The 24,216-nt window shown below is 66.3% G+C and carries 24 protein-coding genes and 1 pseudogene; 11 read left to right on the forward strand and 14 right to left on the reverse strand.

The window, feature by feature from the left end; genetic code table 11:
- Window positions 1-135: 135 nt before the first annotated feature.
- The 7 genes and pseudogenes from D5S18_RS28395 to D5S18_RS28425 form a co-directional block, all read right to left on the reverse strand.
- Window positions 136-798 (reverse strand): pentapeptide repeat-containing protein, encoded by a 663-nt coding sequence (locus tag D5S18_RS28395; protein WP_158608012.1) that lies wholly within the window; start codon window positions 796-798, stop codon window positions 136-138.
- On the reverse strand, window positions 795-2,225 hold the full coding sequence (locus tag D5S18_RS28400; protein ID WP_120044191.1) for a WXG100-like domain-containing protein: 1,431 nt from the start codon (window positions 2,223-2,225) through the stop codon (window positions 795-797). Before D5S18_RS28400 ends, D5S18_RS28395 begins: the two co-directional genes overlap by 4 nt.
- Before the next feature lie 167 nt (window positions 2,226-2,392).
- Window positions 2,393-2,689, reverse strand: a complete 297-nt coding sequence (locus D5S18_RS28405; RefSeq protein WP_158608013.1) for a WXG100 family type VII secretion target — start codon at window positions 2,687-2,689, stop codon at window positions 2,393-2,395.
- A 21-nt stretch (window positions 2,690-2,710) separates the two neighbouring features.
- Window positions 2,711-3,037: a WXG100 family type VII secretion target gene (locus D5S18_RS28410; protein WP_120044193.1), complete on the reverse strand. Its 327-nt coding sequence runs from the start codon at window positions 3,035-3,037 to the stop codon at window positions 2,711-2,713.
- A 291-nt stretch (window positions 3,038-3,328) separates the two neighbouring features.
- Window positions 3,329-3,691 (reverse strand): prealbumin-like fold domain-containing protein, encoded by a 363-nt coding sequence (locus D5S18_RS28415; protein ID WP_120044194.1) that lies wholly within the window; start codon window positions 3,689-3,691, stop codon window positions 3,329-3,331.
- A 117-nt stretch (window positions 3,692-3,808) separates the two neighbouring features.
- Window positions 3,809-3,994: pseudogene (locus D5S18_RS28420) on the reverse strand (hypothetical protein); the annotation flags it as partial.
- 67 nt (window positions 3,995-4,061) lie between these two features.
- Window positions 4,062-4,967: a glycosyltransferase family 2 protein gene (locus D5S18_RS28425; protein ID WP_239004057.1), complete on the reverse strand. Its 906-nt coding sequence runs from the start codon at window positions 4,965-4,967 to the stop codon at window positions 4,062-4,064.
- Window positions 4,968-5,082: 115 nt separating this feature from the next.
- On the opposite strand from D5S18_RS28425, the gene D5S18_RS28430 reads away from it, so the two are divergent.
- The 5 genes from D5S18_RS28430 to clpX all read left to right on the forward strand — a co-directional run bounded on the left by D5S18_RS28430 (window position 5,083) and on the right by clpX (window position 10,384).
- Entirely contained in the window at window positions 5,083-5,637 is a 555-nt protein-coding gene (locus D5S18_RS28430) for an FKBP-type peptidyl-prolyl cis-trans isomerase (protein ID WP_120044196.1), read from the forward strand.
- A gap of 136 nt (window positions 5,638-5,773) precedes the next feature.
- Window positions 5,774-7,150: a trigger factor gene (tig, locus tag D5S18_RS28435; protein ID WP_369410437.1), complete on the forward strand. Its 1,377-nt coding sequence runs from the start codon at window positions 5,774-5,776 to the stop codon at window positions 7,148-7,150.
- Between the two features lie 177 nt (window positions 7,151-7,327).
- Complete coding sequence (locus tag D5S18_RS28440; RefSeq protein WP_120044198.1) at window positions 7,328-7,909, forward strand: ATP-dependent Clp protease proteolytic subunit; 582 nt, start codon at window positions 7,328-7,330, stop codon at window positions 7,907-7,909.
- A gap of 42 nt (window positions 7,910-7,951) precedes the next feature.
- A complete protein-coding gene (locus D5S18_RS28445) occupies window positions 7,952-8,617 on the forward strand; it encodes an ATP-dependent Clp protease proteolytic subunit (protein ID WP_120044199.1) in 666 nt (221 codons plus the stop codon).
- A 486-nt stretch (window positions 8,618-9,103) separates the two neighbouring features.
- Window positions 9,104-10,384, forward strand: a complete 1,281-nt coding sequence (clpX, locus tag D5S18_RS28450) for an ATP-dependent Clp protease ATP-binding subunit ClpX (RefSeq protein ID WP_120044200.1) — start codon at window positions 9,104-9,106, stop codon at window positions 10,382-10,384.
- 18 nt (window positions 10,385-10,402) lie between these two features.
- Here clpX and D5S18_RS28455 read toward each other — a convergent pair whose 3' ends face one another.
- Window positions 10,403-10,855 (reverse strand): Lrp/AsnC family transcriptional regulator, encoded by a 453-nt coding sequence (locus tag D5S18_RS28455; RefSeq protein WP_120044201.1) that lies wholly within the window; start codon window positions 10,853-10,855, stop codon window positions 10,403-10,405.
- Window positions 10,856-10,977: 122 nt separating this feature from the next.
- Between D5S18_RS28455 and D5S18_RS28460 the strand changes: the two genes are divergently transcribed.
- A complete protein-coding gene (locus D5S18_RS28460) occupies window positions 10,978-11,592 on the forward strand; it encodes a LysE family translocator (RefSeq protein ID WP_120044202.1) in 615 nt (204 codons plus the stop codon).
- Between the two features lie 8 nt (window positions 11,593-11,600).
- Here D5S18_RS28460 and D5S18_RS28465 read toward each other — a convergent pair whose 3' ends face one another.
- Together D5S18_RS28465 and D5S18_RS28470 are read right to left on the reverse strand one after the other, a co-directional pair.
- A complete protein-coding gene (locus D5S18_RS28465; protein WP_239004058.1) occupies window positions 11,601-12,536 on the reverse strand; it encodes a hypothetical protein in 936 nt (311 codons plus the stop codon).
- Window positions 12,537-12,669: 133 nt separating this feature from the next.
- Window positions 12,670-13,047 (reverse strand): nuclear transport factor 2 family protein, encoded by a 378-nt coding sequence (locus tag D5S18_RS28470; protein ID WP_120044203.1) that lies wholly within the window; start codon window positions 13,045-13,047, stop codon window positions 12,670-12,672.
- Window positions 13,048-13,551: 504 nt separating this feature from the next.
- Here D5S18_RS28470 and mihF point away from each other — a divergent pair.
- Window positions 13,552-13,866 (forward strand): integration host factor, actinobacterial type, encoded by a 315-nt coding sequence (gene mihF, locus D5S18_RS28475; protein WP_040687687.1) that lies wholly within the window; start codon window positions 13,552-13,554, stop codon window positions 13,864-13,866.
- A 55-nt stretch (window positions 13,867-13,921) separates the two neighbouring features.
- Here the strand turns inward: mihF and fdhD are convergent, their stop codons facing one another.
- Window positions 13,922-14,755: a formate dehydrogenase accessory sulfurtransferase FdhD gene (gene fdhD / locus D5S18_RS28480; RefSeq protein WP_120044204.1), complete on the reverse strand. Its 834-nt coding sequence runs from the start codon at window positions 14,753-14,755 to the stop codon at window positions 13,922-13,924.
- Window positions 14,748-17,045, reverse strand: coding sequence for an FdhF/YdeP family oxidoreductase (locus tag D5S18_RS28485; protein ID WP_120044205.1), 2,298 nt, complete (start codon window positions 17,043-17,045; stop codon window positions 14,748-14,750). The genes fdhD and D5S18_RS28485 overlap by 8 nt, the downstream gene beginning before the upstream one ends.
- 797 nt (window positions 17,046-17,842) lie before the next feature.
- Between D5S18_RS28485 and D5S18_RS35080 the strand changes: the two genes are divergently transcribed.
- The 3 genes from D5S18_RS35080 (at window position 17,843) to D5S18_RS28500 (ending at window position 20,201) form a co-directional block, all read left to right on the forward strand.
- Entirely contained in the window at window positions 17,843-18,121 is a 279-nt protein-coding gene (locus D5S18_RS35080) for a hypothetical protein (RefSeq protein WP_158608014.1), read from the forward strand.
- Window positions 18,118-19,020: a hypothetical protein gene (locus D5S18_RS28495; RefSeq protein WP_120044206.1), complete on the forward strand. Its 903-nt coding sequence runs from the start codon at window positions 18,118-18,120 to the stop codon at window positions 19,018-19,020. The genes D5S18_RS35080 and D5S18_RS28495 overlap by 4 nt, the downstream gene beginning before the upstream one ends.
- Before the next feature lie 281 nt (window positions 19,021-19,301).
- The gene (locus D5S18_RS28500; protein WP_120044207.1) at window positions 19,302-20,201 is read left to right on the forward strand and encodes an alpha/beta fold hydrolase; all 900 of its coding nucleotides are present in this window, start codon (window positions 19,302-19,304) and stop codon (window positions 20,199-20,201) included.
- Between the two features lie 75 nt (window positions 20,202-20,276).
- Here the strand turns inward: D5S18_RS28500 and D5S18_RS28505 are convergent, their stop codons facing one another.
- Both D5S18_RS28505 and D5S18_RS28510 read right to left on the reverse strand, forming a co-directional pair.
- On the reverse strand, window positions 20,277-22,922 hold the full coding sequence (locus tag D5S18_RS28505) for an FHA domain-containing protein (RefSeq protein ID WP_147404243.1): 2,646 nt from the start codon (window positions 22,920-22,922) through the stop codon (window positions 20,277-20,279).
- Window positions 22,923-23,007: 85 nt separating this feature from the next.
- Window positions 23,008-23,655, reverse strand: a complete 648-nt coding sequence (locus D5S18_RS28510) for a nitroreductase family protein (RefSeq protein WP_120044209.1) — start codon at window positions 23,653-23,655, stop codon at window positions 23,008-23,010.
- 96 nt (window positions 23,656-23,751) lie between these two features.
- On the opposite strand from D5S18_RS28510, the gene D5S18_RS28515 reads away from it, so the two are divergent.
- Window positions 23,752-24,213, forward strand: a complete 462-nt coding sequence (locus tag D5S18_RS28515) for a MarR family winged helix-turn-helix transcriptional regulator (RefSeq protein ID WP_120044210.1) — start codon at window positions 23,752-23,754, stop codon at window positions 24,211-24,213.
- The last annotated feature ends 3 nt before the right edge of the window (window positions 24,214-24,216 follow it).

Consider the following 24,216-nt stretch of genomic DNA (forward strand, 5'->3'; position numbering starts at 1 on the left):
CCGCCACGTACATGTTCCGTCTTCACAGTTCCGCCGCCATTTTCGCGCATTTGCTCGGGTCGGGGGCTTATCGTTGATATTGGTTCCCGATGGATCGGCGTTGGCTGTGCCCAACGCGAGCCGCACTGCCCCGTCTCACCGAGCGACAGTGATACTGATGGCACCACTGCCGCGGAACCAGCTTTCTAATTCTCTTCCATCCAGCAGTTCGGGCGATTCCTTACCTACATTGACCGGTCCTGTTACTATGCCGGACGCGCCGATCAGTACGCAGCCCCACATTCTGGATTTGGCGAGGGATAAACCATCGAAAGTGCATCCACTGAAATCGGCTTCCGTAAGATCGGATTCTGTGAACAGCACCTTTCTCAACTGTGTGTCACCGAAATCGGCGCCGCGCAGGTCGCTGCCGCCGAAGTCGCTCTTCTGTAGATCGGCGCCGCAAAACCTCGCCCGTACGCCACGGCAGCCGCGAGCCTCGACTTTCCGCAGATCTGATCCGCTGAGATCTGCACCGCTCAGGTCGGCACCCGAAAGCCATGATTCGTAAAGGTCCGCTTCGGTCATCGGCACATTGCGCAGTATCGCGTCGGCCAAGTCTGCGCTGTTCAGGTCGAGTGCGGACAAATCGGCGCCAGTGAAATCGAGTCCGGCGGCGGCGAGTACCGTCGACACGGTAATCTCCGCCATTGCGTCGACCGGCAATCCGTCGAGATAACTTTCGAGCGCATTGCGGGTATCTCGGTCGTCGGGCCACCGGCGAACTGCCGCCCGAGTTCGACCATAGCTCTTGTTCACCGCGTCCATATTACCTTGCCTTGCCACTGGGGATTGGCATGGACGAGGCTCTGTACTTGAGCCAGTCGGCCAGGGGTCATTCCATCCGGATCGAGAAGGACACCCTCACCATGGTTCAGACTACTTTCGACCATCGTGACGAAATCTTGTTCGGACTGCGGATTCGGCAATGGAGTGCCTGCACCCGGTCGATAGCTCGGCCGAACATCAGGGGAACTCTTCACATCCCATCGGCTTCCGTCTGCATCCACGAATTCGCCCATGTCCTCGTTATTCGGACCCGGTTGTGCTCGCGTAATTGGACCCGGTATCAATCCATCGCGCTCTGCCGACAAACCGACTGCCGCTTCCCTTCGAGACTGGGGCGATATCTTGCCATTCTTCGCCGGGTCCTTCGCGAGTTCCTCGATCCGCTTGTCGAATTCGGGGTTTCCTGGAGTGTTGGAGGGATTAGACCCAGGGGGTTCGTCGTCCTTGCCGAATTTGGCCAGCTTTGTCTTGGCTTCCTCGACCCATTTCTGCAGTCGTTCCAGGAGTGGTTTCAGGCGGCCGAGGATCGGCCCCACTCTGCTTGCGATGAATTCCCCCGCACGAGTGACGAAGGACCCGATGATCTCGGCGATCCGTGACGCTGTGGCGGTGACTCGTCCCGCGATGGCCGTGTTTCCGACCCATTCGGATGCGGTTTCGGTGAGGGGAGCCAGCGCGGCGAAGAGTACTTCGAATCCGGCGGTTTGCGCGAGGAGATCGCCCAGTTCATCGAGGATCTGGTGCTGTGCCGCTTCGAGGTTGTTGGCGAAGTCGCCGCAGGCGTCGCCGATGGTTTGGCACGCGTCGGCGAGATCGTTGAGGTCGGACTGCCGTTGTCCGCAGGTGGCGACCGCGGTGCCGATCTCGTCGGATCGATTGGCCCCCAGCAAATCGATGGCGCGGGCGACTCCGGAGGTCATCGATCGGTAGTCGGTAGCCGCATTGTGCCAGGCGTTGGCGGCGGCATGCAGTTTGCCCGGTTTGCCGTTCGGCCACGCGTATTGGATGAGATCTCCGACAAGCGACCAGCCGAAGGGAACGTCGGAGTCGTCATCGGCTGCGGACCCCACCGTGGTGGATAGGCACGGATCAGGTGTCAGATACGGCTTATCCGGTTGTGGGGCGTTCGAGTGGTGCGCGTTGGCGTCCGCGACGGCGTGATTGTAGGCACCGGTGAGGATCAAGTTCCGGGTTTCCACGCACGCGGTGGCCAAAGTCGACGACGCCGAGACCGCCAAGTGCGCCGCATTGTCGTAGGTGTCGACGAATTGCTTACCCGAATTGTCGCTTCCGGCCATCCCGGTGCAATAGTTCAGTGTTTGTAGCAGCGCGCCGTGGACTTCGGCGATCGTGCCTGCGATTGCACCGAATTCGTCGCCTGCGTCGCAGTATTTCAAGGCGAAGAACCGGATCAGCGGAACCGTCGGAGGCGGTGGCGGGGCCGGGGGTGGCGGCGGCGCGGGCAAAACCTTCGGTGGTGTCGTCGGGGCGGCGGGCTTCGGGGCCGTCGTGTCGATCCCCGACGGTGAAGGTGTCGGCGTGGGAGTCGGCGTCGGCGGGGCACTCATATCCGTGGCCACATCTGGTGATTGGTCGGCCCGACCTTCGCATAGGCGGCGTGCGCGTGGGCCAGGCGTTGCCGCAGTGTCGCCAACGCCTCGGTCATGTCGGCAAGTGCCCGAATCCTGCTGTCGTGTGCTGTCTTGTGGGCTGTCGCACCCACACCGATCCAGGTGATGTGTAGGTCTGCCACAGAGCGGTCGATCTCCTCGGCGAGCGCAGCGAGCGCCGACTCCAGTTTGGCGGTAGCGTCGATTTGATACTGGAGTCCGTTCAGATCGACTCCGTAGTCGGTTGTCACGCGGATGCCTATCGGGTTGTGTCAGGCTCTGTCCGGCGGCAGATCCGTCGCCCATATGAGCCGATCGATCGACTTCTTGTTCCGTATCTCGGTGGTGGTGTACATGTTTGCGGCGCTGTACAGCGCATCGACATCGGTGTAGAAGGACGCGACCATCCGCTCGGCGCCGTCTGCCCAGTCCCGCCACGGGATTTCGTGCGACGACGCGCCCGCGCCCGACCAGGCGTCACCGAGGAAGTCCGACAGTTCCTGGACACGCTTTTCGATGGCATCGGCCATATCGTCCGATTGCCGTCGGACCCAGTCCGCTGTATCCGCGATGGCCTGCGCGTGAGCTTCCAATGTCATTGCCTACCCCCAAAAAAGTCACCGAGGACATTTCCCGTGACCCCTTCGGGCACCTTACGTTTTCGACGACAGCATATCGTTGACGGGCTGCGTCCGGAGCGGGTTCCCACAGTACTCGAGGAGCGAATTCAATACCGGGGCAGTCCTTTACGATGTGCCGCCGGTTTGCCTTCGATCGTGAGGGTGGAATGAACGCCAGGCACCATGATCAATTCTGCGATATTGGGGAGCGGAGGGTCGCAGCTTCAAATCCATTCACCCCGAGCGCCTTTCAACCCCTGGGGGATCGGTTCAGGCGCAGTGGAATTCGAAGGGGAGGGTGGCGGTGGCGGCGGGGGTTACCTCGATTTGGAGGTAGGCCATGCTCGCCAGGGAGCAGCCGGAGGGGGTTTTGGTGATTTCGGCCATGTAGCAGTCCGGGGGGAAATCGCGGGTGGCGGTGCCGTCGCCTCCGGTGGTGAGGGTGGCCAGGACCGAGCCCGCGCGGCAGGTGGTGATACCGAATTGGGCGCCCGCGACGGGGAGGTGGTCGGCGCCCGTGGTGGCCACTACGCGCAGGGTGCCCTGATCCGGGTCGGCGTGGGCGGCGGGGGCGGCGAAGGCGACCAATGCGGCCGCGCCGAGCAGGGAGGTGAGGATCGATGTGGTGCGCATCCGAATCTCCTTATGGCTGAACGGAAGGGCCTGAGCCAATATAGGCGCGGATTCGGGTGGACACGCAGAGGGAAGGCGGGCGGCGCGTCTGCCGGGTGGTGTCCGCGCCGCCGGGCTTCACAGGCGCGGGTCGACGGGTTCGGGCGCCAGCGCGAGCACGGCGAACACCGCCTCATGCACCCGCCACAGGGGTTCGCCCGCGACGAACCGGTCCAGGGCCTCGAGGCCGAGGGTGTATTCGCGCAGCGCCATGGCACGTTTGCGGTCGAGTCCTCGGTCGCGCAGTCTGCGCAGGTTGTCTGGAAGGGCGCGAGCCGCACGCCGTCGAGGTGCGATGGTCGCCCGCGGATCCGGCGCGGGCAAGGAGGTTTCAGCCGTAGTAGGTCCGGTAGCGCAGGCTCGCGCGGATCCGCCCGACGAACACGCCCGCGTGCAGCACCCATAGTCCGTGTGGAATTCTGTTGCGGGTCAACGGAATATACGGATTGTGCCGTACGGTCATCAGCAGCGACTGCAGGGTCGCCTGCCACGGCAGCCGCGGGCAGCCATTGGCCCGGTGTTTCACATATACCTGTACGGCCCCGTAGCCGTAGTTCACCGACTGCTGCCAGGCGGCGTCCCAGTCGTGCCGCAGCCGATAGGCGACCAGTGCGTCCGAGGCGTGCCCGAAGCGCAGTCCGGCCAGTTGCAGCCGCCACGAGATGTCGACATCGTCCCCGGCGATGATCAATTCCTCGTCGTAGCCGCCGATCTTCTCGAAGGCGCTGCGCCAGTAGCTGGTGTTGTTGCCGTTGGCGTAGGGCAGCCAGTGGGTCGGGAAGCCGTCCTCCGGTGCGGGCAGCGGCCGCGACAGCGCGACCTCGGGCGTGTTGAGCGAGGTCACCTCCAGTGCGCCGCTGACGGCGTCGTAGTCGGCGGCGGTCCGCACCAGCGCGCTCAACCAGCCGGGATACACCCGGTCGTCCTGGTCGACGAAGGCCAGGAACTCGCCCTTGGCCACCTTGGCCGCATTGTTGCGGGCGAAGGGAGCGCCGCGCTTGGCCGAGCTGTCGACGTAGCGCAGCCCGAGTCGCGAGGTCAGCGGATGGTTCGAAATATGTTCGCGCAGACCGTCTTTGGAGCCGTTGTCGCTGACTATCACCTCATAGGACCCCTGATAGTCCTGTTCGGCGAGCCCGGCGAGTTGTTCGTCCAAGTCGGGAAGCCCGTTGTAGACGGGAATGATGATCGAAACGAATTCGGGGCCTGCCTGTGCGGACCCATTATCAATGCTCACGGCGTTCTTTCTCGTATGCCCACTTCGCCGTTCGCCAACGCTAGAGGCAAGCCCCGGTGACCCGCAACCCGACGGCAACCACGCGTGGGTGGTCGCGGTGGTTTAGGTTCGGCCCATGCATGCACTCGCCAGGATCATCGGATTCGGCACGGCCGCCGCGGCCGCCCTCGCGCTCACCGCCTGCGGTTCGAGCGATGACAAGTCCACCGCCCCGGCAAAATCCTCCACCGTCGCCGCGCAGTCCGCGCAGGGCAAGGGCCGCGAATGCGCGGCCGAGGATATCGGCGTCGACGGCGGATTCGGCGCCGCGCCGAAGATCACCATCCCGGACGACTGTGATCCGCCCAAGCAGTTGATCGTCAAGGACCTGGTCGCGGGCAAGGGGCCGGGCGCGGCCGTTGGCGAGCCGCTGACCATGAACTACGCCCTGGTGACGTGGTCGGACCACAAGAAGAAGGACAGCTCCTTCGACCGGGGCAAGCCGTTCCAGCTCACCCTGGGCGCGGGCCGGGTCATCCAGGGTTGGGATCAAGGTTTGGTCGGTGTCCAGCAGGGCGCGCGCAGGTTGTTGATCGTGCCGCCGGATCTGGGCTACGGCAGCGGCGGCAATGGCATCAAACCGAACGAGACCCTGGTCTTCGTGACCGACGCGGTCGCGGTCGGCAAGTAGACACACACCGCCTGAAGGGCGCTCGGGCCGGTCGACTAGCCTGGAGCGGATGCGTTTGCCGCGTCCCTCATCGTTCGCCCATCCCTTGATGAGGGTTGCGCCCACCCGTTACGAACGACGAACAAGGAGCATGTCCGTGAAGAGCACCGTCGAGCAGCTGAGCCCGACCAGGGTCCGGATCAATGTCGAGGTGCCCTTCGATGAGCTCAAGCCCGACTTCGACCGCGCCTACAAGACCCTGGCCAAGCAGGTGCGCATTCCGGGCTTCCGGCCCGGCAAGGCGCCTGCCCGGCTGCTCGAGGCCCGCCTCGGTCGTGGCGCGATCCTGGAGCAGGTCGTCAACGACGCGCTGCCCGGCCGCTACAGCGAGGCTGTCACCAGCACCGAGGTGAAGGTCATCGGTCAGCCCGAGATCGAGATCACCAAGATCGAGGACGGCCAGGAGTTGGCCTTCACCGCCGAGGTCGACGTCCGCCCCGAGATCGCGCTGCCCGACTACACCGCCATCGAGGTCTCCGTCGACGCGTTCACCATCGGCGATGAGGACATCGAGGAGCAACTGCAGTCGCTGCGCCAGCGTTTCGGCACCCTGACCGGTGTCGAGCGCCCGGTCACCGAGGGCGATTTCGTCTCCATCGACCTGTCGGCCACCGTCGACGGCGCCGAGGTCCCCGAGGCCGCCACCACCGGCCTGTCGCACGAGGTCGGCTCCGGCCAGTTGATCGAGGGGCTCGACGAGGCCCTGATCGGCCTGTCGGCGGGCGAGTCGAAGGATTTCACCTCCACGCTGGTCGCGGGTGAGCACGCGGGCAAGGAGGCGGTCATCACCGTCAAGGTGCAGACCGTCAAGGAGCGCGAACTGCCCGAGGCCGATGACGAATTCGCCCAGCTGGCATCCGAGTTCGACACCCTCGACGAGCTGAAGGAAGACCTGAAGACCCGCGTCGAGCGCGTCAAGAAGGTGGAGCAGGCGGGCGAGATCCGCGACAAGGTGCTCGAGACCCTGCTCGAGCAGGTCGAGGTGCCGCTGCCGGAGAAGGTCGTCCAGGCCGAGATCGACGCCGTCCTGCACGATGCGGTGCACCCCTTCGATCACGACGAGGCCAAGCTCGCCGAGGCGCTCGAGGCGCAGGGTTCCAGCCGCGAGGAATTCGACAACGACACCAAGGAGTCGGCGGAGAAGTCGGTGAAGACCCAGCTGCTGCTGGACGCCATCGCCGAGGCCGAGGGCACCCAGGTCGGCCAGGAGGAGCTCACCGAGCGCATCCTGTTCCAGTCGCAGCGCTACGGCCTCTCGCCCGAGCAGTTCATCCAGCAGGTGCAGCAGGCCGGTCAGTTGGGCGCGATCTTCGCCGATGTGCGCCGGGGCAAGGCGCTGGCCGGTGTGGTCACACAGGTGAAGGTCACCGATTCGGCGGGCAATGCGGTGGACACCGCCGAAATGTTCGGCGCGCCTGCCGATTCCGAAGCCGAGGATGCGGCGGCCGAAGAGGTCGTGGCCTCGGCCGAGTAGTCCGTGGGACCGGGCGCGTGATTGCGCTGTAAGCGAAGAATGGGCGGTGCCGGGAGTTCGGTGCCGCCCTGCTTCGTTAATGTTTCTGACAAGCGAACAGATGGCTGCTCGGATCATCAGCAACGAGCCGGCGAGAGAAGGCAGGTACCCGTGACAATCAACCAGGCAGGGGTCGTCATGACATCCGCGACGGCTGGTCTCAACCTCAGCGATTCGGTCTACGAGCGGCTGCTGCGCGAGCGCATCATCTTCCTGGGCACCCAGGTCGACGACGATATCGCCAATAAGTTGTGCGCTCAGATCCTGCTGCTGTCGGCCGAGGACCCCACGCGCGATATCGCGCTGTACATCAACTCGCCGGGCGGCTCGGTCACGGCGGGTATGGCCATCTACGACACGATGCAGTACGCCGACTGCGATATCCGCACGTACGGAATGGGTTTGGCGGCCTCGATGGGGCAGTTCCTGCTCACCGCGGGCACCAAGGGCAAGCGTTTCGCGCTGCCGCACGCGCGCATCATGATGCATCAGCCCTCGGCGGGTATCGGTGGTTCGGCCGCCGATATCGCGATCATGGCCGAGCAGTTCGCCCACACCAAACGCGAGCTGAACGAGTTGCAGGCCCAGCACACCGGCAAATCGGTGGAGCAGGTCGCCGCCGACGCCGATCGCGACCGCTGGTTCACCGCCGCCGAGGCGCTGGAGTACGGCTTCATCGACCACGTGATCAGCCGCGCGAACCAGAACGGCGCGAGGTAAGCAGCGCGTATCCCGCTCACCCACACAGACTTTGGAGAGAAGATGGCCCTGATCGATCCGCGCGCAGGCCTGAGCGGCACAGCTCCCGCGATGCCGCAGTCGCGTTACATTCTGCCCTCGTTCATCGAGCACTCGAGCTTCGGTGTCAAGGAGTCCAACCCCTATAACAAGCTGTTCGAGGAGCGGATCATCTTCCTCGGCGTGCAGGTGGACGACGCCTCGGCCAATGACATCATGGCGCAGTTGCTGGTGCTGGAATCCCTGGATCCCGACCGCGACATCACCATGTACATCAATTCGCCCGGTGGTTCGTTCACCTCGCTGATGGCGATCTACGACACCATGCAGTACGTGCGCGCCGATGTCGCCACCGTCTGCCTGGGTCAGGCCGCCTCGGCCGCCGCGGTGCTGCTGGCCGCGGGCACTCCCGGCAAGCGCGCCTGCCTGCCCAATGCCCGCGTGCTGATCCACCAGCCTTCGGTGGAGGGCGGCATTCAGGGTCAGGTCTCGGATCTGGAGATCCAGGCCGCCGAGATCGAGCGGATGCGCAGGCTCATGGAGACCACGCTGGCCCGCCACACCGGCAAGGACGCCGACACCATCCGCAAGGACACCGATCGCGACAAGATCCTGACCGCCGAGGACGCCAAGGAGTACGGCATCGTCGACACGGTGTTCGAATACCGCAAGCTGAGCGCCAAGAAGTAGGCAGTTTTCCGGCTCCGCCGGGCCTGGACCGGATCGGGACGCAGGATTGCGGTCCTTGTTCGGGGCGGCGGATTCGATAGCCCAGTAGATGGCTCGGAAGTTGCTGTGCGGCAGTGGAATACGGCTGGTGACGGGCCGGTGGACGGCCCGTCCCGCCGTTGGGCTACGGTGTTGCGCACCGATCCGATTCGGGTCCGGCGCGGCGGTGTCGGGTCGATCGGGACGGCGGCGGTTGCCGGCCGCCGGGTCGAGGTGCGGGCGATGCTCCGGTGAGAACCCGCACAACCCCGACGAGAAACATGCTCGAGTTGTCGCCCTCGGTCGCGCACACCGGGTACGGTCAACCTAGGAACCTTTGCTCCCGGTTGACAGCACTGCCCCTCCCGCCGGAATCGGCAGCGGCGTCCCCGAATCGCCCGAGGATGGCAGACGGCTGGCAATCAGGAACGACGGTTGCACGCGGACAAGGAAGTAGGGACCCACGAGATGGCGCGCATCGGAGACGGCGGCGATCTGCTGAAGTGCTCGTTCTGCGGAAAGAGCCAGAAGCAGGTCAAGAAGCTCATTGCGGGACCAGGGGTGTACATCTGCGACGAGTGCATCGATCTGTGCAACGAGATCATCGAGGAGGAGCTGGCCGAGTCCAGTGAGGTCAAACTCGATGAGCTGCCCAAGCCTGCCGAGATCCGGGATTTCCTGGAGAACTACGTCATCGGGCAGGACACCGCCAAACGCACCCTCGCCGTCGCCGTCTACAACCACTACAAGCGCATCCAAGCGGGCGACAAGAGCCGAGACAGTCGCGGGGAGACAGTCGAACTCACCAAGTCCAACATCCTCATGCTCGGCCCCACCGGCTGCGGTAAGACCTACCTGGCGCAGACGCTGGCCAAGATGCTCAATGTCCCCTTCGCCATCGCCGACGCCACGGCGCTGACCGAGGCGGGCTATGTCGGCGAGGATGTGGAGAACATCCTGCTCAAGCTGATCCAGGCCGCGGATTACGACGTCAAGCGCGCCGAGACGGGCATCATCTACATCGACGAGGTCGACAAGATCGCCCGCAAGAGCGAGAACCCGTCCATCACCCGCGACGTGTCGGGTGAGGGCGTGCAGCAGGCGCTGCTGAAGATTCTGGAGGGCACCCAGGCGAGCGTTCCCCCGCAGGGCGGGCGCAAGCATCCGCATCAGGAGTTCATCCAGATCGACACCACCAATGTGCTGTTCATCGTGGCGGGCGCGTTCGCGGGTCTGGAGAAGATCATCTCCGACCGCATCGGCCATCGCGGTATCGGCTTCGGCGCCGAGGTGCGTTCCAAGGCCGAGATCGATACCACCGATCACTTCGCCGAGGTGATGCCGGAGGATCTGATCAAGTTCGGTCTGATTCCGGAGTTCATCGGCCGCCTGCCGATCGTGGCCTCGGTGACCAATCTGGACAAGGAATCGCTGATCAAGATCCTGTCCGAGCCGAAGAACGCGCTGGTCAAGCAGTACATTCGCCTCTTCGAAATGGATGGCGTCGACCTGGAGTTCACCCAGGACGCGCTGGAGGCCGTCGCGGATCAGGCGATCCTGCGCGGCACCGGTGCGCGCGGTCTGCGCGCCATCATGGAGGAGGTGCTGCTCCCCGTGATGTACGACATCCCGAGCCGCGACGATGTGGCCAAGGTCGTCGTCGATGCCGACACCGTCAACGACAATGTGCTGCCCACCATCGTCCCGCGCAAGCCGCAGCGGCCCGAGCGTCGGGAGAAGTCGGCTTGATCCGCTAGGGCCTGTGTCCTAGAGCGGCAGTGCCCGGTCGGTGACGATCTGCTTCATTACCAGGGTCGAGGTCAGTCGGCCCACGCCCGGCAGGGTCGCCAGTCGGTCGTCGTAGAGCCGCTGGAAGGCCGTGAGGTCGGCGGCGACTACCCGCAGTAGATAGTCGGGTTCGCCGAAGAGGCGCTGTGCCTGGACGACCTGGGGGATTTCGGTGAGCGCCTGTTCGAAGGCCGAGACGGTGCCTCGGTCTTCTTGATTCATGCTCACGAACACGATGGCCTCGAAGGTCAGGCCCACCGCGGCCGCGTCCACCACGGCGCGGTAGCCGCGAATCGCGCCATTGGCCTCCAATTCCCGCAACCGGCGATGGCACGGTGACAGGCTCAACCGCACTTTGGCGGCGAGGTCGGTGAGGGTGATCCGGCCGTTGCGCTGGAGCTCGGCAAGGATCTTCCGATCTATGGCATCCACGGAGAAGATTCTTCCACGCCGGGGCGATTCGCCGAAAATACTTGGAATCCTGTTCGGCCACACTGGAATTAGTCTCCTCTTCGAGAGAAATAACGGTGTTTGTCGAGAAGAGGGAGACAGTCGTGGCCGCCGGTTCCGTCGCCGCCTTTTGGCTGGTGTCGTTCCTGCTCGTCCTGGTTCCGGGTGCGGACTGGGCCTATGTCATCGGGGCGGGGGCGCGGGAGCGCTCGGTGCTGCCCTCGGTCGGCGGGTTGATCGTGGGATATGTGGGATTGACCCTGGTGGTCGCCGGGGGAGTGGCGGCGGTGGTGGCGCGCAACCCGGCGGCGCTGACCGTGCTGACCACGGCGGGCGCGGCATATCTGCTCTGGCTGGGAGGTACGGCGCTGTTGCGGCCGGGTGGGCCGCCGGAGGTGATGCTCGGCGAGCCGACGCCGTGGGGTGCGCGAATTCGGCAGGGCGCGGGCATCAGCGGATTCAATCCGAAGGCGCTGCTGCTGTTCCTGGCGCTGCTGCCGCAGTTCACCGATCGAAACGGCCAGTGGCCCATGGCGATTCAGATCGGCACACTGGGCATGGTGCACACCGTGACCTGCGGTGTCGTCTACCTCGGAGTTGGGTTGGCGGCGCAGGCCCTATTGCGGAATCGGCCCGGTGCGGCCAAGGTGTTGAGCCGCGTCTCGGGGATCGCGATGATCGTTATCGCGGTGGCGCTGCTTGTCGAACGCTTCGCTTGAGGTCGTGATTAGCGCGACGACTGGAAACGGGCCGACAGGTCGGCCATCTCGCGTTGGAACTCCGTCTGCGGGGCGTCGTCATCGAGCGCGCCGGGGGGCATCTGCGAATACGCCGGATGCGGATTGGAGGTGTCGGCCTGCGGCTCCTCGGCCGATTCGGCGTGTTCGCCGCTCACCGGGTCCGGGGAATCGCGGACCAATTGGGTGGCGCGCGTGATGGCGAGGCCGTAGCGCGCACTCGCCGCGTCGTGCACCAGGAGGGCGACACCGATCATGACCGGGGCGATGCCGTGCACCGCCGCGTCGTACCAATTGCCCTTGTGCACATACGGATAGGTGTTGAGGCCGACCGTGAGTGCCAATAGCGCGACCTCGGCCATGGCCACCTTGCGGCGGCTGTCCAGAATGCCCCACTCGGCGACCTTGTTGGTGCCGATCATGATGATGACCAGACACGCGCTGATCATGGCCTCGATGAGGTAGCTGAACCAGTAGAGCGGATCGGCCGCACCCGTCGGCGCGATATTGTGCTGCACGTTGACCGCCGACCACAGCATGCCCGCGACCACCACCCCGGCCAGCGCGCGCAGCGACCAGGCCCTGGCTCGGTACAGCGAGGCCAGCCTGGCGTGCGGGCTGGACTCGCGGCGCTGGGAGGCGATGGCCCTGCGGGCGGCCATCAGATCCCGGATGTCGGCCTTCTCGATCTCCTCGACCGTATCCCTGACCCGGTCCGAGGCCACGCCCTGAGCCTGCGAGTGCTTCCAGCGCTGCTCGCGGTCCAGGGTGCGGATGCGTTCGGCGAGTTCGCGTTCGGCCTGGAGTTCGTCCTCGGACAGTGCCTCGTTGAGCGCTGGGTCGAACTGGTAGGCCAGGCGGCCACGGGCCCGCTCGACGCGCGCCGCGAGGAAGGCGACGTCGTCGTCGGGTTGCTGGTCGGGCATGCGGCTCCAAACAGGCTGGACGGTAAGGGATCTCGCGTGGGCAGGACCGAGATCCCTTCCTGCGTCGATCGTCCCGGTAGGCGCGAGGATTTTAACGTACACTCTCACGGCCCGAACCGCAGCACCGGAGGGGTCAGATCGGTTCTGCTCGCAGGTCCTCGGAGCCCCAGAAGGCGCGCATGGTCAGGATTCGGCCGTCGGCATCGAATTCCATGACGTCGATGGGGGATACGGTGAAGCGCTGACCTGCCACGGTGGTGACGAGGGTGAAGCGGAAGGCGGCGTGTCGGTCGGCGATGCGGACCGCGTCCTCGTGCAGTTCGGCGTGGCGTTCGAGTCCGGTGAGGACGTCATAGAACTCGCGCAGTTGTTCGCGGGTGGTGCGGATCGGTGTCCCCACCGGATCCTCGACGGTGGCCTCGGGGGCGTAGAGGGCCAGGATGTCGTCGGTGTCGCCCGAGCCGACGGCCGTGACGTAGCGCTCGATGGTGGCCCGAATCTGTTGCGCCATGGTAACTCCCGTGAAATTGGAACGTGTTCTAGCATGCAGCATATCAGTCCGCAAACGCATTTCGGTGGGATGTGGCGAGCCCCGTCGACGGCGATCGCGGCCCTTTCACGACCGGATCACCCTCGGCGGGGCGGATTCGGGTTTCCCCCGTGTGGGCACGATTTCGGGATTCGGTGCCGACGATGCCGGTGGCTCGCCGCTCCCATCGCGGAAATCCGCATCGATTTCCCTGGTTCGCCGTTGAACCCTGTTCCCGATCAGGTGCTCGCACCTATGGAGTCGACATTTCAGCTCCGCTCGTTACCTCGCGTGCACCGAGGGCGAGCCACGCGGTGTCGAGCCAATTCGTCCGGTTCGCCGCGCCCGCAGGCATTTGTCGGGGCGGCCGCCAGAAAACTCATCGCTACCGCGTCCCGGTGTGTCGGCGTCGCGCCATCGACGTCGTGCGGTTTACTCGGTCCGGTCCAACCAGATGTTCGAGTGACGAGTGAAAGCGGAGGAGACATGGCACTGCCTACCATGACCGCGGAACAACGCACTGAGGCGTTGGCCAAGGCGGCGGCTGTTCGCAAGGCGCGTTCCGAACTGATCGGCAAGGTGAAGGCGGGCAAGGTTTCGGTCGCCGACCTGCTCAAGAAGGCCGACAGCGACGATCTGGTGAAGAAGACGAAGGTCGCCGCCGTCATCAAGGCCCTGCCCGGCGTCGGACCGGTCAAGGCGGCCAAGCTGATGGATCAGGCGGAGATCCCGGAGGACCGCCGCATCGGTGGCCTCGGAGCCCGGCAGCGCGCCGCGCTGCTCGAGGCGCTCAAGGACTGACCGCGCCCTCCGCACTCGGAGGGTGTCGGACCGGGTCCGACACCCTCGTGTGCAGCTATCGGGCGGCGGCGACGCGGGACTCGATCAACCGTTCCGCGCCGGTGTAGATGTTCATGGTCGGTCCGCGCAGGAATCCGACCAGGGTGAGACCGGATTGGGCGGCCAGGTCCACGGCCAGCGAACTGGGGGCCGAGACCGCGCCCAGCACCGGAATACCCGCCATCACGGCCTTCTGGACCAGTTCGAAACTGGCCCGTCCGCTCACGATGAGCACCAGATCGCGCGCCGGGACGCGGTTTTCCCGCACTGCCCAGCCGATCACCTTGTCGACGGCGTTGTGCCTGCCGATATCCTCGCGCACCACCAACGGTGCGCCCTCGGCGGTGAACAGACCCGCCGCGTGCAATCCGCCGGTGACCTCGAAGACCGACTGCTCGGCCCGCAGCGCCGCGGGCAGTCCGGCCAGGGTCTCGATCTCGACCAGCGGGGTCGGCTCCGGTAGCGGATAGCGGGTGCTGGTTCGCACGTCGTCCAGCGCGGTTTTCCCGCACAACCCACACGCGCCGGTGGAAAGGAATGTGCGCGGTTTGGGTCGGTACGGCTCGCGTAGGCTGATATCGAGCACGTTGTAGGTATTGCGGCCCTCGTCGTCGGCGCCCGCGCAGTAGCGGGCGGCCACGATATCGGCCGCGTCACCGATGATGTTCTCGCTCAACAGGAATCCGTGCGCCAGATCGATATCGCCGCCGGGCGTGCGCATGGTGACCACCAGCGATTCGCCCGCGATGCGCATTTCCAGCGGCTCCTCCACCGCGAGGGTGTCGGGCCGCTGCACCGCGCCGGTCGGCGTGATCCGGCGCATGGGCCGACGCGCCGTGACCCTAGCCATGCTCGTGGCGCTCCAACCGCACCACGACAGCCTTGGACACCGGCGTATTGGAACGCTCCGCCACATGATCGAGCGGAACCAGCGGATTGGTCTCCGGGTAGTAGGCGGCGGCATTGCCGCGCGGGGTCGAGTAGCCGACCAACCGGAATCCGGTGACCCGGCGCTCGATGCCGTCGTTCCACTCGGTGACGATATCCACCAGGTCGCCCTCGGCGAAGCCCGCGGCGACGATATCGTCCGGATGCACCAGAACCACCTTGCGGCCATTGTGGATACCGCGATAGCGGTCGTCCAGGCCGTAGATGGTGGTGTTGTACTGGTCGTGGCTGCGCAGCGTCTGCAGGATGAGCCGGTCCTGCGGGACGGGCAGCCAGGTCAGTTCGTTGACCGCGAAATTCGCCTTGCCGGTCGCGGTGTGGAACTCGCGGGCGTCGCGCGGCGGATGCGGAAGCTGGAATCCGTTGCGCTGCCGGACCTTCGCGTTGTAGTCGGCGCAGCCGGGCACCACCCTGGCGATGGCGTCGCGGATCCGGTCGTAATCGGAACGCAGCGCCCGCCACGGCACCGGATGATCCGGCCCGAACAGCTCCTCGGCGAGTTCGCAGACGATAGCGACCTCGCTGCGCAATTCCGTGCTGACCGGATCCAGTCGACCCGTCGACAGGTGCACCATGGACATGGAATCCTCCACCGACACCTGCTGTTTCACCCCGCCCTGCAGATCGGTGTCGGTGCGGCCCAGGGTGGGCAGAATCAGCGCGGTCGCGCCGTGCACCACGTGGCTGCGATTGAGTTTGGTGGAGATCTGCACGGTGAGCGCGCAATTGCGCAGTGCCGCCTCGGTGACCTCGGTATCGGGGGTGGCCGAGACGAAATTGCCACCCATGCCGAGGAATACCCTGGCCCGGCCGTCGCGCATGGCGCGAATGGAATCGACGGTATCCCAGCCGTGTTCGCGCGGGGAGGCGATACCGAACTCGCGGTCCAGCGCGTCGAGGAAGGTATCGGGCATCTTCTCCCAGATACCCATGGTGCGGTCGCCCTGCACGTTGGAGTGACCGCGCACCGGGCAGACACCCGCGCCGGGCTTGCCGATCATGCCGCGCACCAGCAGCAGATTGGTGGCCTCCTCGATGGTGGCCACCCCGTGCGTCTGCTGGGTCAGGCCCATGGCCCAGCAGATGATGACGCTGCGCGATCGCGCCAGCAGGTCGGCGGTGCGCTCGATCTGCGCGCGGCTCAGACCCGTCGCCTCCTCGACCACGGCCGGATCGACCGCGCGCGTCTGCTTCTCGTATTCGGCGAAACCCGCCGTGTGCGCGTCGACGAAGGCGCGATCGACCACCGTGCCCGGCGCCCGATCCTCGGCCTCGAACAGCAACCGGCCCAAGCCCTGGAACAGCGCCATATCGCCGCCGAGACGGATCTGCAGGAAATCATCGGCGATGGGGATGCCGGTGGTGAAACCCTTGATCGTCTGCGGGTCGCGGAAACCCATCAGCCCCGTCTCGGGGAGCGGGTTGATGGCGATCACCTTGGCGCCGTTGGCCTTCGCGCGGCCCAGGGCGCTGAGCATGCGCGGGTGGTTGGTGCCCGGATTCTGACCGGCGACGATGATCAGGTCGGCCGCGGCGAAATCGTCGATGGTGACCGAACCCTTGCCGATACCAATGGAACTGGTCAGCGCGGCGCCCGAGGATTCGTGGCACATGTTCGAGCAGTCGGGCAGGTTGTTGGTGCCGAAGCCGCGCACCAGCAGTTGATAGAGGAACGCCGTCTCATTGGCGGTGCGGCCCGAGGTGTAGAACAGCGCCTCGTTCGGGGAACTCAGGGCGCGCAGATTCTCGGCGATGAGCCGGTAGGCGTCGGCCCAGGCGATGGGGGAGTAGTGGGTGTCGCCGGGGTGCAACACCATCGGATGGGTGAGTCGACCCTGCTGACCCAGCCAGTAGCCGGACTTCTCCGCCAACTCGGCGACCGAATGGGTCGCGAAGAATTCCGGGGTGACGGTGCGCAGCGTCGCCTCCTCGGCGACGGCCTTCGCGCCGTTCTCACAGAATTCGGCGGGGCGGCGGTGGCCGGAGGGTTCCGGCCAGGCGCAACCCGGACAGTCGAACCCGTGTACCTGATTGACCCGCGACAGGGTGCGGGCGGTGCGCAACACACCCATCTCCTCGACGGAGCGCTTGAGCGCTACCGCCACCGCTGTCACACCAGCGGCCTGCGCCTTGGGCGCGCTGACGCGCAGGGCGGATTCGTCGATATCCCGGCTCGGCCCATTTCGGTGCATGTGACCATTGTCCTCTCCACTCGGCGAGCGGTTCGGTGTGCCCTCGCCCTGCCGGTGGAGTCACCTAACCTATCGGTCGGTTTTATCGCACCCTGCCGGATATCGCGTGGCAAATCGTGATCTACCGCCGGGTAATCCAGCGGTGCGGACTTACGATATTACTGGTCATCGACCCGATCGAAGGCAGTGTGCCGATGGGGATGCGGATACCGATCGCCGCGCGTGTCGAGGGCGCCGCTCGGCAGCGCAGGGGGACTCGCACGCTCTGGGTGGCGTGCGGCTTATTGGTGATCTTGCTCTGGTCGGGTGGGATGGTCGGGGCGGCGCCGCCGACTCGGGTGCCGCCGGGGCCGTGTGCCGGGCAACCGGTGTGCCCTCCGCCGATCGTTTTGCCCTCTGTGCCACCGATCAGTATTCCGCCGCTGCCGCCGATGAGCAGTGCGCCGCCGCCGACTACCGAGCCGCCGCCGGGGACCGTGCCCGCGGGGCCGCCGGTTACCTCCGAAGCGCCGCCCGAGGGTGATTCGCCCGGTCCGGCGGTTCCCGTGCCTGCCCCTGCCCCTGCCCCTGCCCCTGCCCCTGCCCCTGCCCCTGTGCCTACCCCTGCGCCCGAGGCGCCCGCGCCGGTTCCTGCTCCCGCCGGGACGCCCGATGCAGTGCCCGCTGGGCCGAATATTGTTGCACCACAACCTATTTCACCCGCAATTGGTCCCGCTGTGCTGCGGCTGGATCCGGTCGCGGTCGCTCCGGCCGGGATGGTGACCGCTTCGGGGTCCGGATGTGCGCCGCTTGGTCCGGTGGAATTGTCGATCGGCGATGCGCGGGTCGGTAGCACCGTCGCGGGACCGGATGGGGCCTTTCGGACCTCCTTGGCCGCTGCGTCCGCCGGGGTCGGGCGGTACGAGGTGAGTCTGCGGTGCGGGGCATCGGCGGTCGCGCCCCTGGATGTGGTGCTGGTCAGCCGGGTGGACACCGGGACTTCGACGCTGATCGTGATCGTCTTCGCCCTGTTGCTCGGCGGGGGGTTGTTCGCTCGGCGGGTCGTCTCGGACGCGGTGGATAGGAGGCGGTCGTGAAAGTCTTGCGAATTGTTCTGGCGCTCTTGGTGGTCGGGCTCTCGTGGCTGCCGTCCGCTCCGGCCCGTGCCGCCGACGGGGTGCGCATGATGGTGAGTATCGATGATCGCGATGTCGGTGGATCCGCGGCGAATTCGCCCATTCCGCTGTCCTCGGAGACCGGGGCGCGGGTCACGGTCGCGTTGCTGAACAAAACGGAGACCCCGGTGGTCGCGCACCGGGTCGAAATGACCGGGAAGGTGCTGGGGCTCACCTTCTTCTCCTACGCCACAGCCGTCGAATTGACCATCGCGCCGGGGAAAACCGAGACGCTGCACTATGTCCTCGACCTCACCGGGCTGGCACGGCAGACCACCGGGCTGATCGGCGGCGAGGTGGTGGTCTACGGGACCGGCGGCGAGCGGTTGGCGGGCGTGCCCATTGTCGCCGATGTTCGTGGCTCGCTGTGGTCGGTGTACGGGTTGTTCGGACTGGCGCTGGTGGCTCTGACCGTCGCCGCCATCGCCGATGTGACGCTGTCGATCGTCCGAAACAGGTTCCCGGACAACCGTTTCCGTCGCGGCCTGCGGCTGCTCGTCCCGGCCCTCGGTATCGGCATGGTCTTCGGATTCGTCGCCTCGGTAGCGCGCTGGTGGGTTCCGGAGGCCGATATGTGGTGGGCGGTGGCAGGCGGGTGCGCGGTGCTCGGATTCCTGCTCGGATACTCGTCGCCGGTCGCGGAAGCAGGCTACGCCGTGCCCGAATTCGCGGAGTTGACCGGTGATCTCGACGATGAGCTGGTCGATCCTTCGGCCGGAGATCGGGAACCGGTTCGCCTCGAGGGGGGACGCACTTCGCTGCCGCCCGGTGTCATTTCCGGAGGAGCGCAGCGGGTTTCGCCTCCGGTGGACACGCGGTGAGTGGTTTCGTCGCCGCACTGCTGTCGTGTGACGAATAGTGCCCGCCCGGGATGGGGCGGCAATTGATTCGCGGGCCGTCCCTGCCTGCTTGATCCCTCGGAATGCGGGAAAACGGACGACGCGAAATTCGCGGGACTCAACTCGTTTTTCCCGATTCAATACTATCGCGCGGATATGGGCTTGCGGCAAGACCCCCGTAGTGGTTCATACTCGCTGACCTGGGGTTTTATCCCCGGATCTCGGCAGCGCGGTTCGGAATCGAAGACGGAATGAGGTAGCGGGTGGCCGAAGAAATGATGCGCGAGGTAGGGCCGTCGCGGATAGCGGTGGCCTATGAGAGTTTGGGTGAGGTCGGTGCACCGACGGTGCTGCTGATCATGGGTGGCGGCGCGCAGCTGATCCACTGGCCCGATGAGTTCTGCGCGGAACTGGTGGCGCGCGAACTGCGGATCGTGCGATTCGACAATCGGGATACCGGCAGGTCGACGCACTTCCCGACGGTCGGGACGCTCGATTTCGATGCGGTGTGGGCGGGTGATTTCTCGCAGGTGCCCTACACGCTCGCGGATATGGCCGGTGACGCGATCGGCCTGCTGGACGCGCTCGCGGTGGATTCGGCGCATGTCGTCGGTATGTCGCTGGGCGGCATGATCGCCCAAACGATGGCCATCGAATATCCCGCCCGCATTCGTTCGCTGACCTCGATCGCCTCGACCACCGGTGATTCGTCGGTGGGGGAGTCGAATTTCGCGGCCATCGGTCCGCTGGGCGAACCGCCGAGCGAGCGCGCCGAATTCATCGCCTGGCAGGTTCGTGCGCTGCGGGCTGTCAGTGGAACGGCTTTCGAATTCGATGCCGAAGCCGTGGCGCGACGTGCGGGCCTGGCCTTCGATCGCGGCTATGAACCTGCCGGTATGGGTCGGCAAGGCGCGGCGGTGGCGGCCTACGGCGACCGCACCGCCCGCCTACGGGAGCTGCGGCTGCCGACGCTTGTCATCCACGGCACCGCCGACATCATGATCGGCAGCAGCGGCGGCCGCGCCACCGCCGCGGCGATACCGGGCGCGGAACTCGAGATCTTCGACGGTATGGGCCATGGCCTGCCGCGCGAACTCTGGTCGACGATCGCCGACCGGATAGCCGACCTCGTGCATCGCACGGAATCGGCTCGCGCGGTGTGAGTTCGGTGCTGAGCACCGAGGGGTGTGCTCAGCACCGGAGGAGGAGTGGCGGGTCGTAGACCTGCCACTCCCGCCCTAATCACCGGGGCGGAAGGTCATGACACGGTTGCTGATTCGGATGAGCCAACCGGGTGGGAGTTCGGTGGGGTCGCCGGTGATGCGGGTCCACTGGTCCACCGCCGAGGCGGCGATGAAGGTGCCGGAGCGGGTGCCCGCGTCGCGCACATAGACCTTGCCGCGGTCGACGGTGATGTAGGCGTGCACGCGGGAGACGTGCCGGTCGCGCGGCAGGACCAGCGGTGCGGCGGAAGCCTTCTTCACCAGATCGTCGGACTGCGGGCCGCGCCCGATCACATACGGTCGGTCCAGTGGATGCACGGAGCCGTCGTGCATGACCAGGGTGCCTGGGCCGTTGCTGCCGGAACCGATTCCGGCGGCCGGGCGCATGATCCGTGTCCGGCCCTCATCGGGTGGCGGGAACGGGTGCAGGGCAACAGGTTCCAGCGGTGGGGGCGCGGTGTTGTGCGGCGGCCACGAGTGGGCTCGGGAATCCTGGGCCGGATAGTTCGGTGGCGGCAGAATCCGGTTCGCTGCCGGGCCTGCCTGAGGTGAGCGATCGATCAGTGTCGGTTCGGCCGCGCGTCCGTACATCGGCATTCCGTACCGCATCGCGCCGCTGGGCGCTTCGGTTGGACCGATCGGATTCGGTCCCGAAATATGTTCCGGCCGCGTGGATCGCACCGTCGCGTCATTGGCGTGCACCGCCTCCTGCGCGGCGGAGTCGGCGGCCGCGTCCCAGGGCGCGGTGGCGGGCTGGTCCTTGGTGTCGATGTGCTCGACCGGTTGCGGAGTGCTCGTCTTCGCGATATCCACCGGCGCCGAGTGGCTTTCGTCGCCGAATCGGTTGTCGACATCGAATGTGATTGCCGCGCTGGGGGATGCGGTTGCGGCGGCGGGTTCGGAGCTCTCGGTGAACTCCGGCAATTCACCGGACCACACCTCGTCGGCGGCCCAAGGTGCGGTGGCCGGTTGATCCCCGGTGTCGATCCGGTCGGGTGCGTCTTCGGGTCGGCCCTGTGTGTCGAGGTCGGGCCTCGGTTCGCGTTCCACTGCTGCGCGCGGCCGTCCGATCGCCTCGGTTCGGGCGTTCGCGGGCTGTTCGATACCGCTGTGCACGGTTATATCGCTCGACCAGTCGGCCGCGGTGGATCCCGTTGCCGGGTACGGCCATTCAACCGGATCGTGCCGACCTGTCTCGGGCCCGGAGGGTTGGTTGCTGCTCGGCTGCTCGGAGTTCGTGGCGTCCTGTGCGGTGGCATCGGGGCCGACGACGCCATTGGCCCAATCGTCCATCGCGCTCGGTTGTCCGAGTGCTTCGGAGTGGCTATAAGGGGTGGCGGCCCAGCCCGATACGCCGTCATGATGTGCGCCTATGACGCCTTGAACGTACGGGGTGGGGTCGAACTCTTGACCAGGGGTTTCGGAGTGGCCGGCTGTGTCGGGTGTGCCCGGCATCGCCTCGGGCCGGTCGGCTGTCGCGGTCGAGTTCGTCGCGTCGGCCAAGTCTGCCGCACCGTATCTCGTTGTCTTGGGCCAGTTGATGGCGGCTTCCGCGCTCGACTGTCCGTTGGCGGTGTGGCCCTTGGACTCCGGGGTTGTCTCGGCGGGGCGGTGCTGCGCGACCGGTCCGCTGTTGTGGACGGCCGTTTCGAGTCCGGCGGTTGCCGGAGTGTCATCGGGTGCCGCTCCGGTGAATCCGGGTGGGTAGTGCTGTGCCGCCGTGTAGGGGCGCAACGGCGCTTCGGGTTCGGCAGGCGCCTGCGCGCTGAGTGGCTGTTGCGGTCGGTATTGGGTAGTGGCGTCGAATTCCGCTACCGGGCTCGGCCATGGGGGAGGTGGCGTGTATTCGGGGGTGCGTGGGACGGGCTGGCCGAATCGAGTGGTGGGTCCCCGGGAAGGGTCGGTGGTGAATCCCGGTGTGGGGAAAGGGTGTCCGAGGCTGGGTTCGCCGGGCCTGCCATTGGTGAAGCCGGGGCGGGTGAAGCCGGGGTGCTGCTCGGGCTGGGGCTGGAATCCCACGGGGATATAGGGGCGATTCGGCGGGGTGGGGCGAGCGGGCTGGGGAATGGCGGGGTTGGCGTCGGCGGCGGGTTCGGCGGGGAAGCCGGTATGCGCGGTGGCCGGGCCTGTGGGGGGCGTGAGGAAGCCTGTCGTGGGGCGCGCGGGTTCCGCCCCGGCGGGTTTCTTGGTGCGGCGCACCGTTTCGAGGACGAATCCGCTGCCCGGCACCACCCCGGAGTGCAGGTCGGAGCGGGGATGGGCGCGGGTGGGTGTGCCGGTATCGGCGCCGACGGTGATGCGGCGCACGGGTTCTCGGACGATCTCGTCGACCCAGGTGAAGGCGCGCGCGCCGGTGAGGCGGCGCATACCCTCGGCGCCTTCGATGACGGCGCTCACGGGGCCGCGCAGCAGGATCAGGGTGCCGTCGGCGGTGGGGGCGACCACGCCGAAGGGCGGGGGTTCGGATCCGGTGCCGAAGACCACGGCGGCCAGGCGCTGGGCGATGGCCGCGCCCGCGTGTCGGTCCTCGGCGACGGCCTCGACCGCACCGAGTATTCGGTCGGTGGAGGCGGTCTCCTCGGCGAGATACACCACGACCTCGCCGAATCGCGCGATGAGTCCCTCACCAGCCGCGATTGCCACGGATATCTTGCTGCGCACGCTGCGCCCTCCTTCCCGGCGCATGAAACCGGCGTCCAAGCCAGGATAGTGGTTCGCGCGGGGTCCTCGCGCCGCCCGCTTCGGCTCACCAGTTGTCCCAGTGCAGCACCTGCGCGCGCGGAATCCGCGGGGCCGGTTTGAATTCGGTGCCCAGGGTGTAGGCGAGGGGGATCAGCGCGGCGAGCATCACATCCCGGTGCGGGACGCCGAGGGTTTGGGCGAGTTCACGTTCCAGCGGACCCTGTGCCGAGGTCCACACGGTGCCGAGGCCGCGGGCGCGGGCGGCGAGCATGAAGCTCCATACGGCCGGGAGGATGGAACCCCAGGTATTGGCTTGGATCTCGACCGGGGCGCGGTCGGTGCGGCCCTCGATGGCGGGGATGACGTAGGCGGGCACCCGGTGCGCGTTGTCGAGCAGGTGGCGCAGTCCGTCGAATACCGCGGCGGTGGAGGCGGGGTGGTGGTTCATGCGGCGAATGTCGTTGTGGCTCAACGGTTGGCCCGAACCCGATGCGGTGGCGCGGCGGAAGATGTCGGCGACCTGCGCGCGCTTGCGCTCGTCGGTCACGACCAGGAAGTGCCAGCGCTGGCGGTTGCGTCCGGTGGGCGCCTGGGTGGCCAGGTCGACGCATTCCTCGATCAGGCGCCGAGGCACCGGCCGGGTGAAGTCGAGGCGTTTGCGCACCGCCCTGGTGGTGGAAAGCAGCTCGTCGGGGGTGAGGTCGAGGGTCATGGGTTCGCTCCGCGACTAGAGGAATCAGTGCCAAGAAGATATTGGCGAAGATAATCTGTTGTCAAACAATCTGCTTCCGGATGGTAGTCTGTCGACATGAGATCCGGCGCCGAGCCCGACAGGGCGAACTACTTTCCGCGCCTCGCCGACGAGCGGGTCGATATCGCGCTGTGTCGGGCCGCCGCGCAGGTGGCCAAGGCGGCCGAGACCCACGCGGGCGCACAGGGACTCGGCGTCGGCCAGCATCTGGTGCTGAAGATGCTGGCGGGCGCGGGACCGTGCGCGCAGCAGACGCTCTGCGAGGAATTGCGGATCGATCGCAGCGTGATGGTGGGTCTCTGCGACGACTTGGAAGGCGCCGAATACATACGTCGCGAACGCAATCCGAAGGATCGGCGCTCCTATGCGGTCACCGTCACCGAGGCGGGTCTGACCCGGCTGAAGCAGGCGGAAGGCGCGGTCCCCGGATTTCTCGACGCGACCTTCGCCCCGCTGAGTGTCGCCGAACGCCGACAGCTCACCGACCTGCTCGGAAAGCTGTTGGGCATCGGGGAATAGCGC

Source organism: Nocardia panacis, from assembly GCF_003598715.1.
Lineage (GTDB): Bacteria > Actinomycetota > Actinomycetes > Mycobacteriales > Mycobacteriaceae > Nocardia > Nocardia panacis.

Excerpts from the sequence above, each read along its gene's own strand:
- D5S18_RS28410 (WP_120044193.1), bottom strand. The coding sequence starts at position 3,037 with ATGACATTGGAAGCTCACGCGCAGGCCATCGCGGATACAGCGGACTGG.
- D5S18_RS28415 (WP_120044194.1), bottom strand. The coding sequence starts at position 3,691 with ATGCGCACCACATCGATCCTCACCTCCCTGCTCGGCGCGGCCGCATTG.
- D5S18_RS28430 (WP_120044196.1), top strand. The coding sequence starts at position 5,083 with ATGCATGCACTCGCCAGGATCATCGGATTCGGCACGGCCGCCGCGGCC.
- D5S18_RS28440 (WP_120044198.1), top strand. The coding sequence starts at position 7,328 with ATGACATCCGCGACGGCTGGTCTCAACCTCAGCGATTCGGTCTACGAG.
- D5S18_RS28445 (WP_120044199.1), top strand. The coding sequence starts at position 7,952 with ATGGCCCTGATCGATCCGCGCGCAGGCCTGAGCGGCACAGCTCCCGCG.
- clpX (WP_120044200.1), top strand. The coding sequence starts at position 9,104 with ATGGCGCGCATCGGAGACGGCGGCGATCTGCTGAAGTGCTCGTTCTGC.
- D5S18_RS28465 (WP_239004058.1), bottom strand. The coding sequence starts at position 12,536 with ATGCCCGACCAGCAACCCGACGACGACGTCGCCTTCCTCGCGGCGCGC.
- D5S18_RS28470 (WP_120044203.1), bottom strand. The coding sequence starts at position 13,047 with ATGGCGCAACAGATTCGGGCCACCATCGAGCGCTACGTCACGGCCGTC.
- mihF (WP_040687687.1), top strand. The coding sequence starts at position 13,552 with ATGGCACTGCCTACCATGACCGCGGAACAACGCACTGAGGCGTTGGCC.
- fdhD (WP_120044204.1), bottom strand. The coding sequence starts at position 14,755 with ATGGCTAGGGTCACGGCGCGTCGGCCCATGCGCCGGATCACGCCGACC.
- D5S18_RS28485 (WP_120044205.1), bottom strand. The coding sequence starts at position 17,045 with ATGCACCGAAATGGGCCGAGCCGGGATATCGACGAATCCGCCCTGCGC.
- D5S18_RS28510 (WP_120044209.1), bottom strand. The coding sequence starts at position 23,655 with ATGACCCTCGACCTCACCCCCGACGAGCTGCTTTCCACCACCAGGGCG.
- D5S18_RS28515 (WP_120044210.1), top strand. The coding sequence starts at position 23,752 with ATGAGATCCGGCGCCGAGCCCGACAGGGCGAACTACTTTCCGCGCCTC.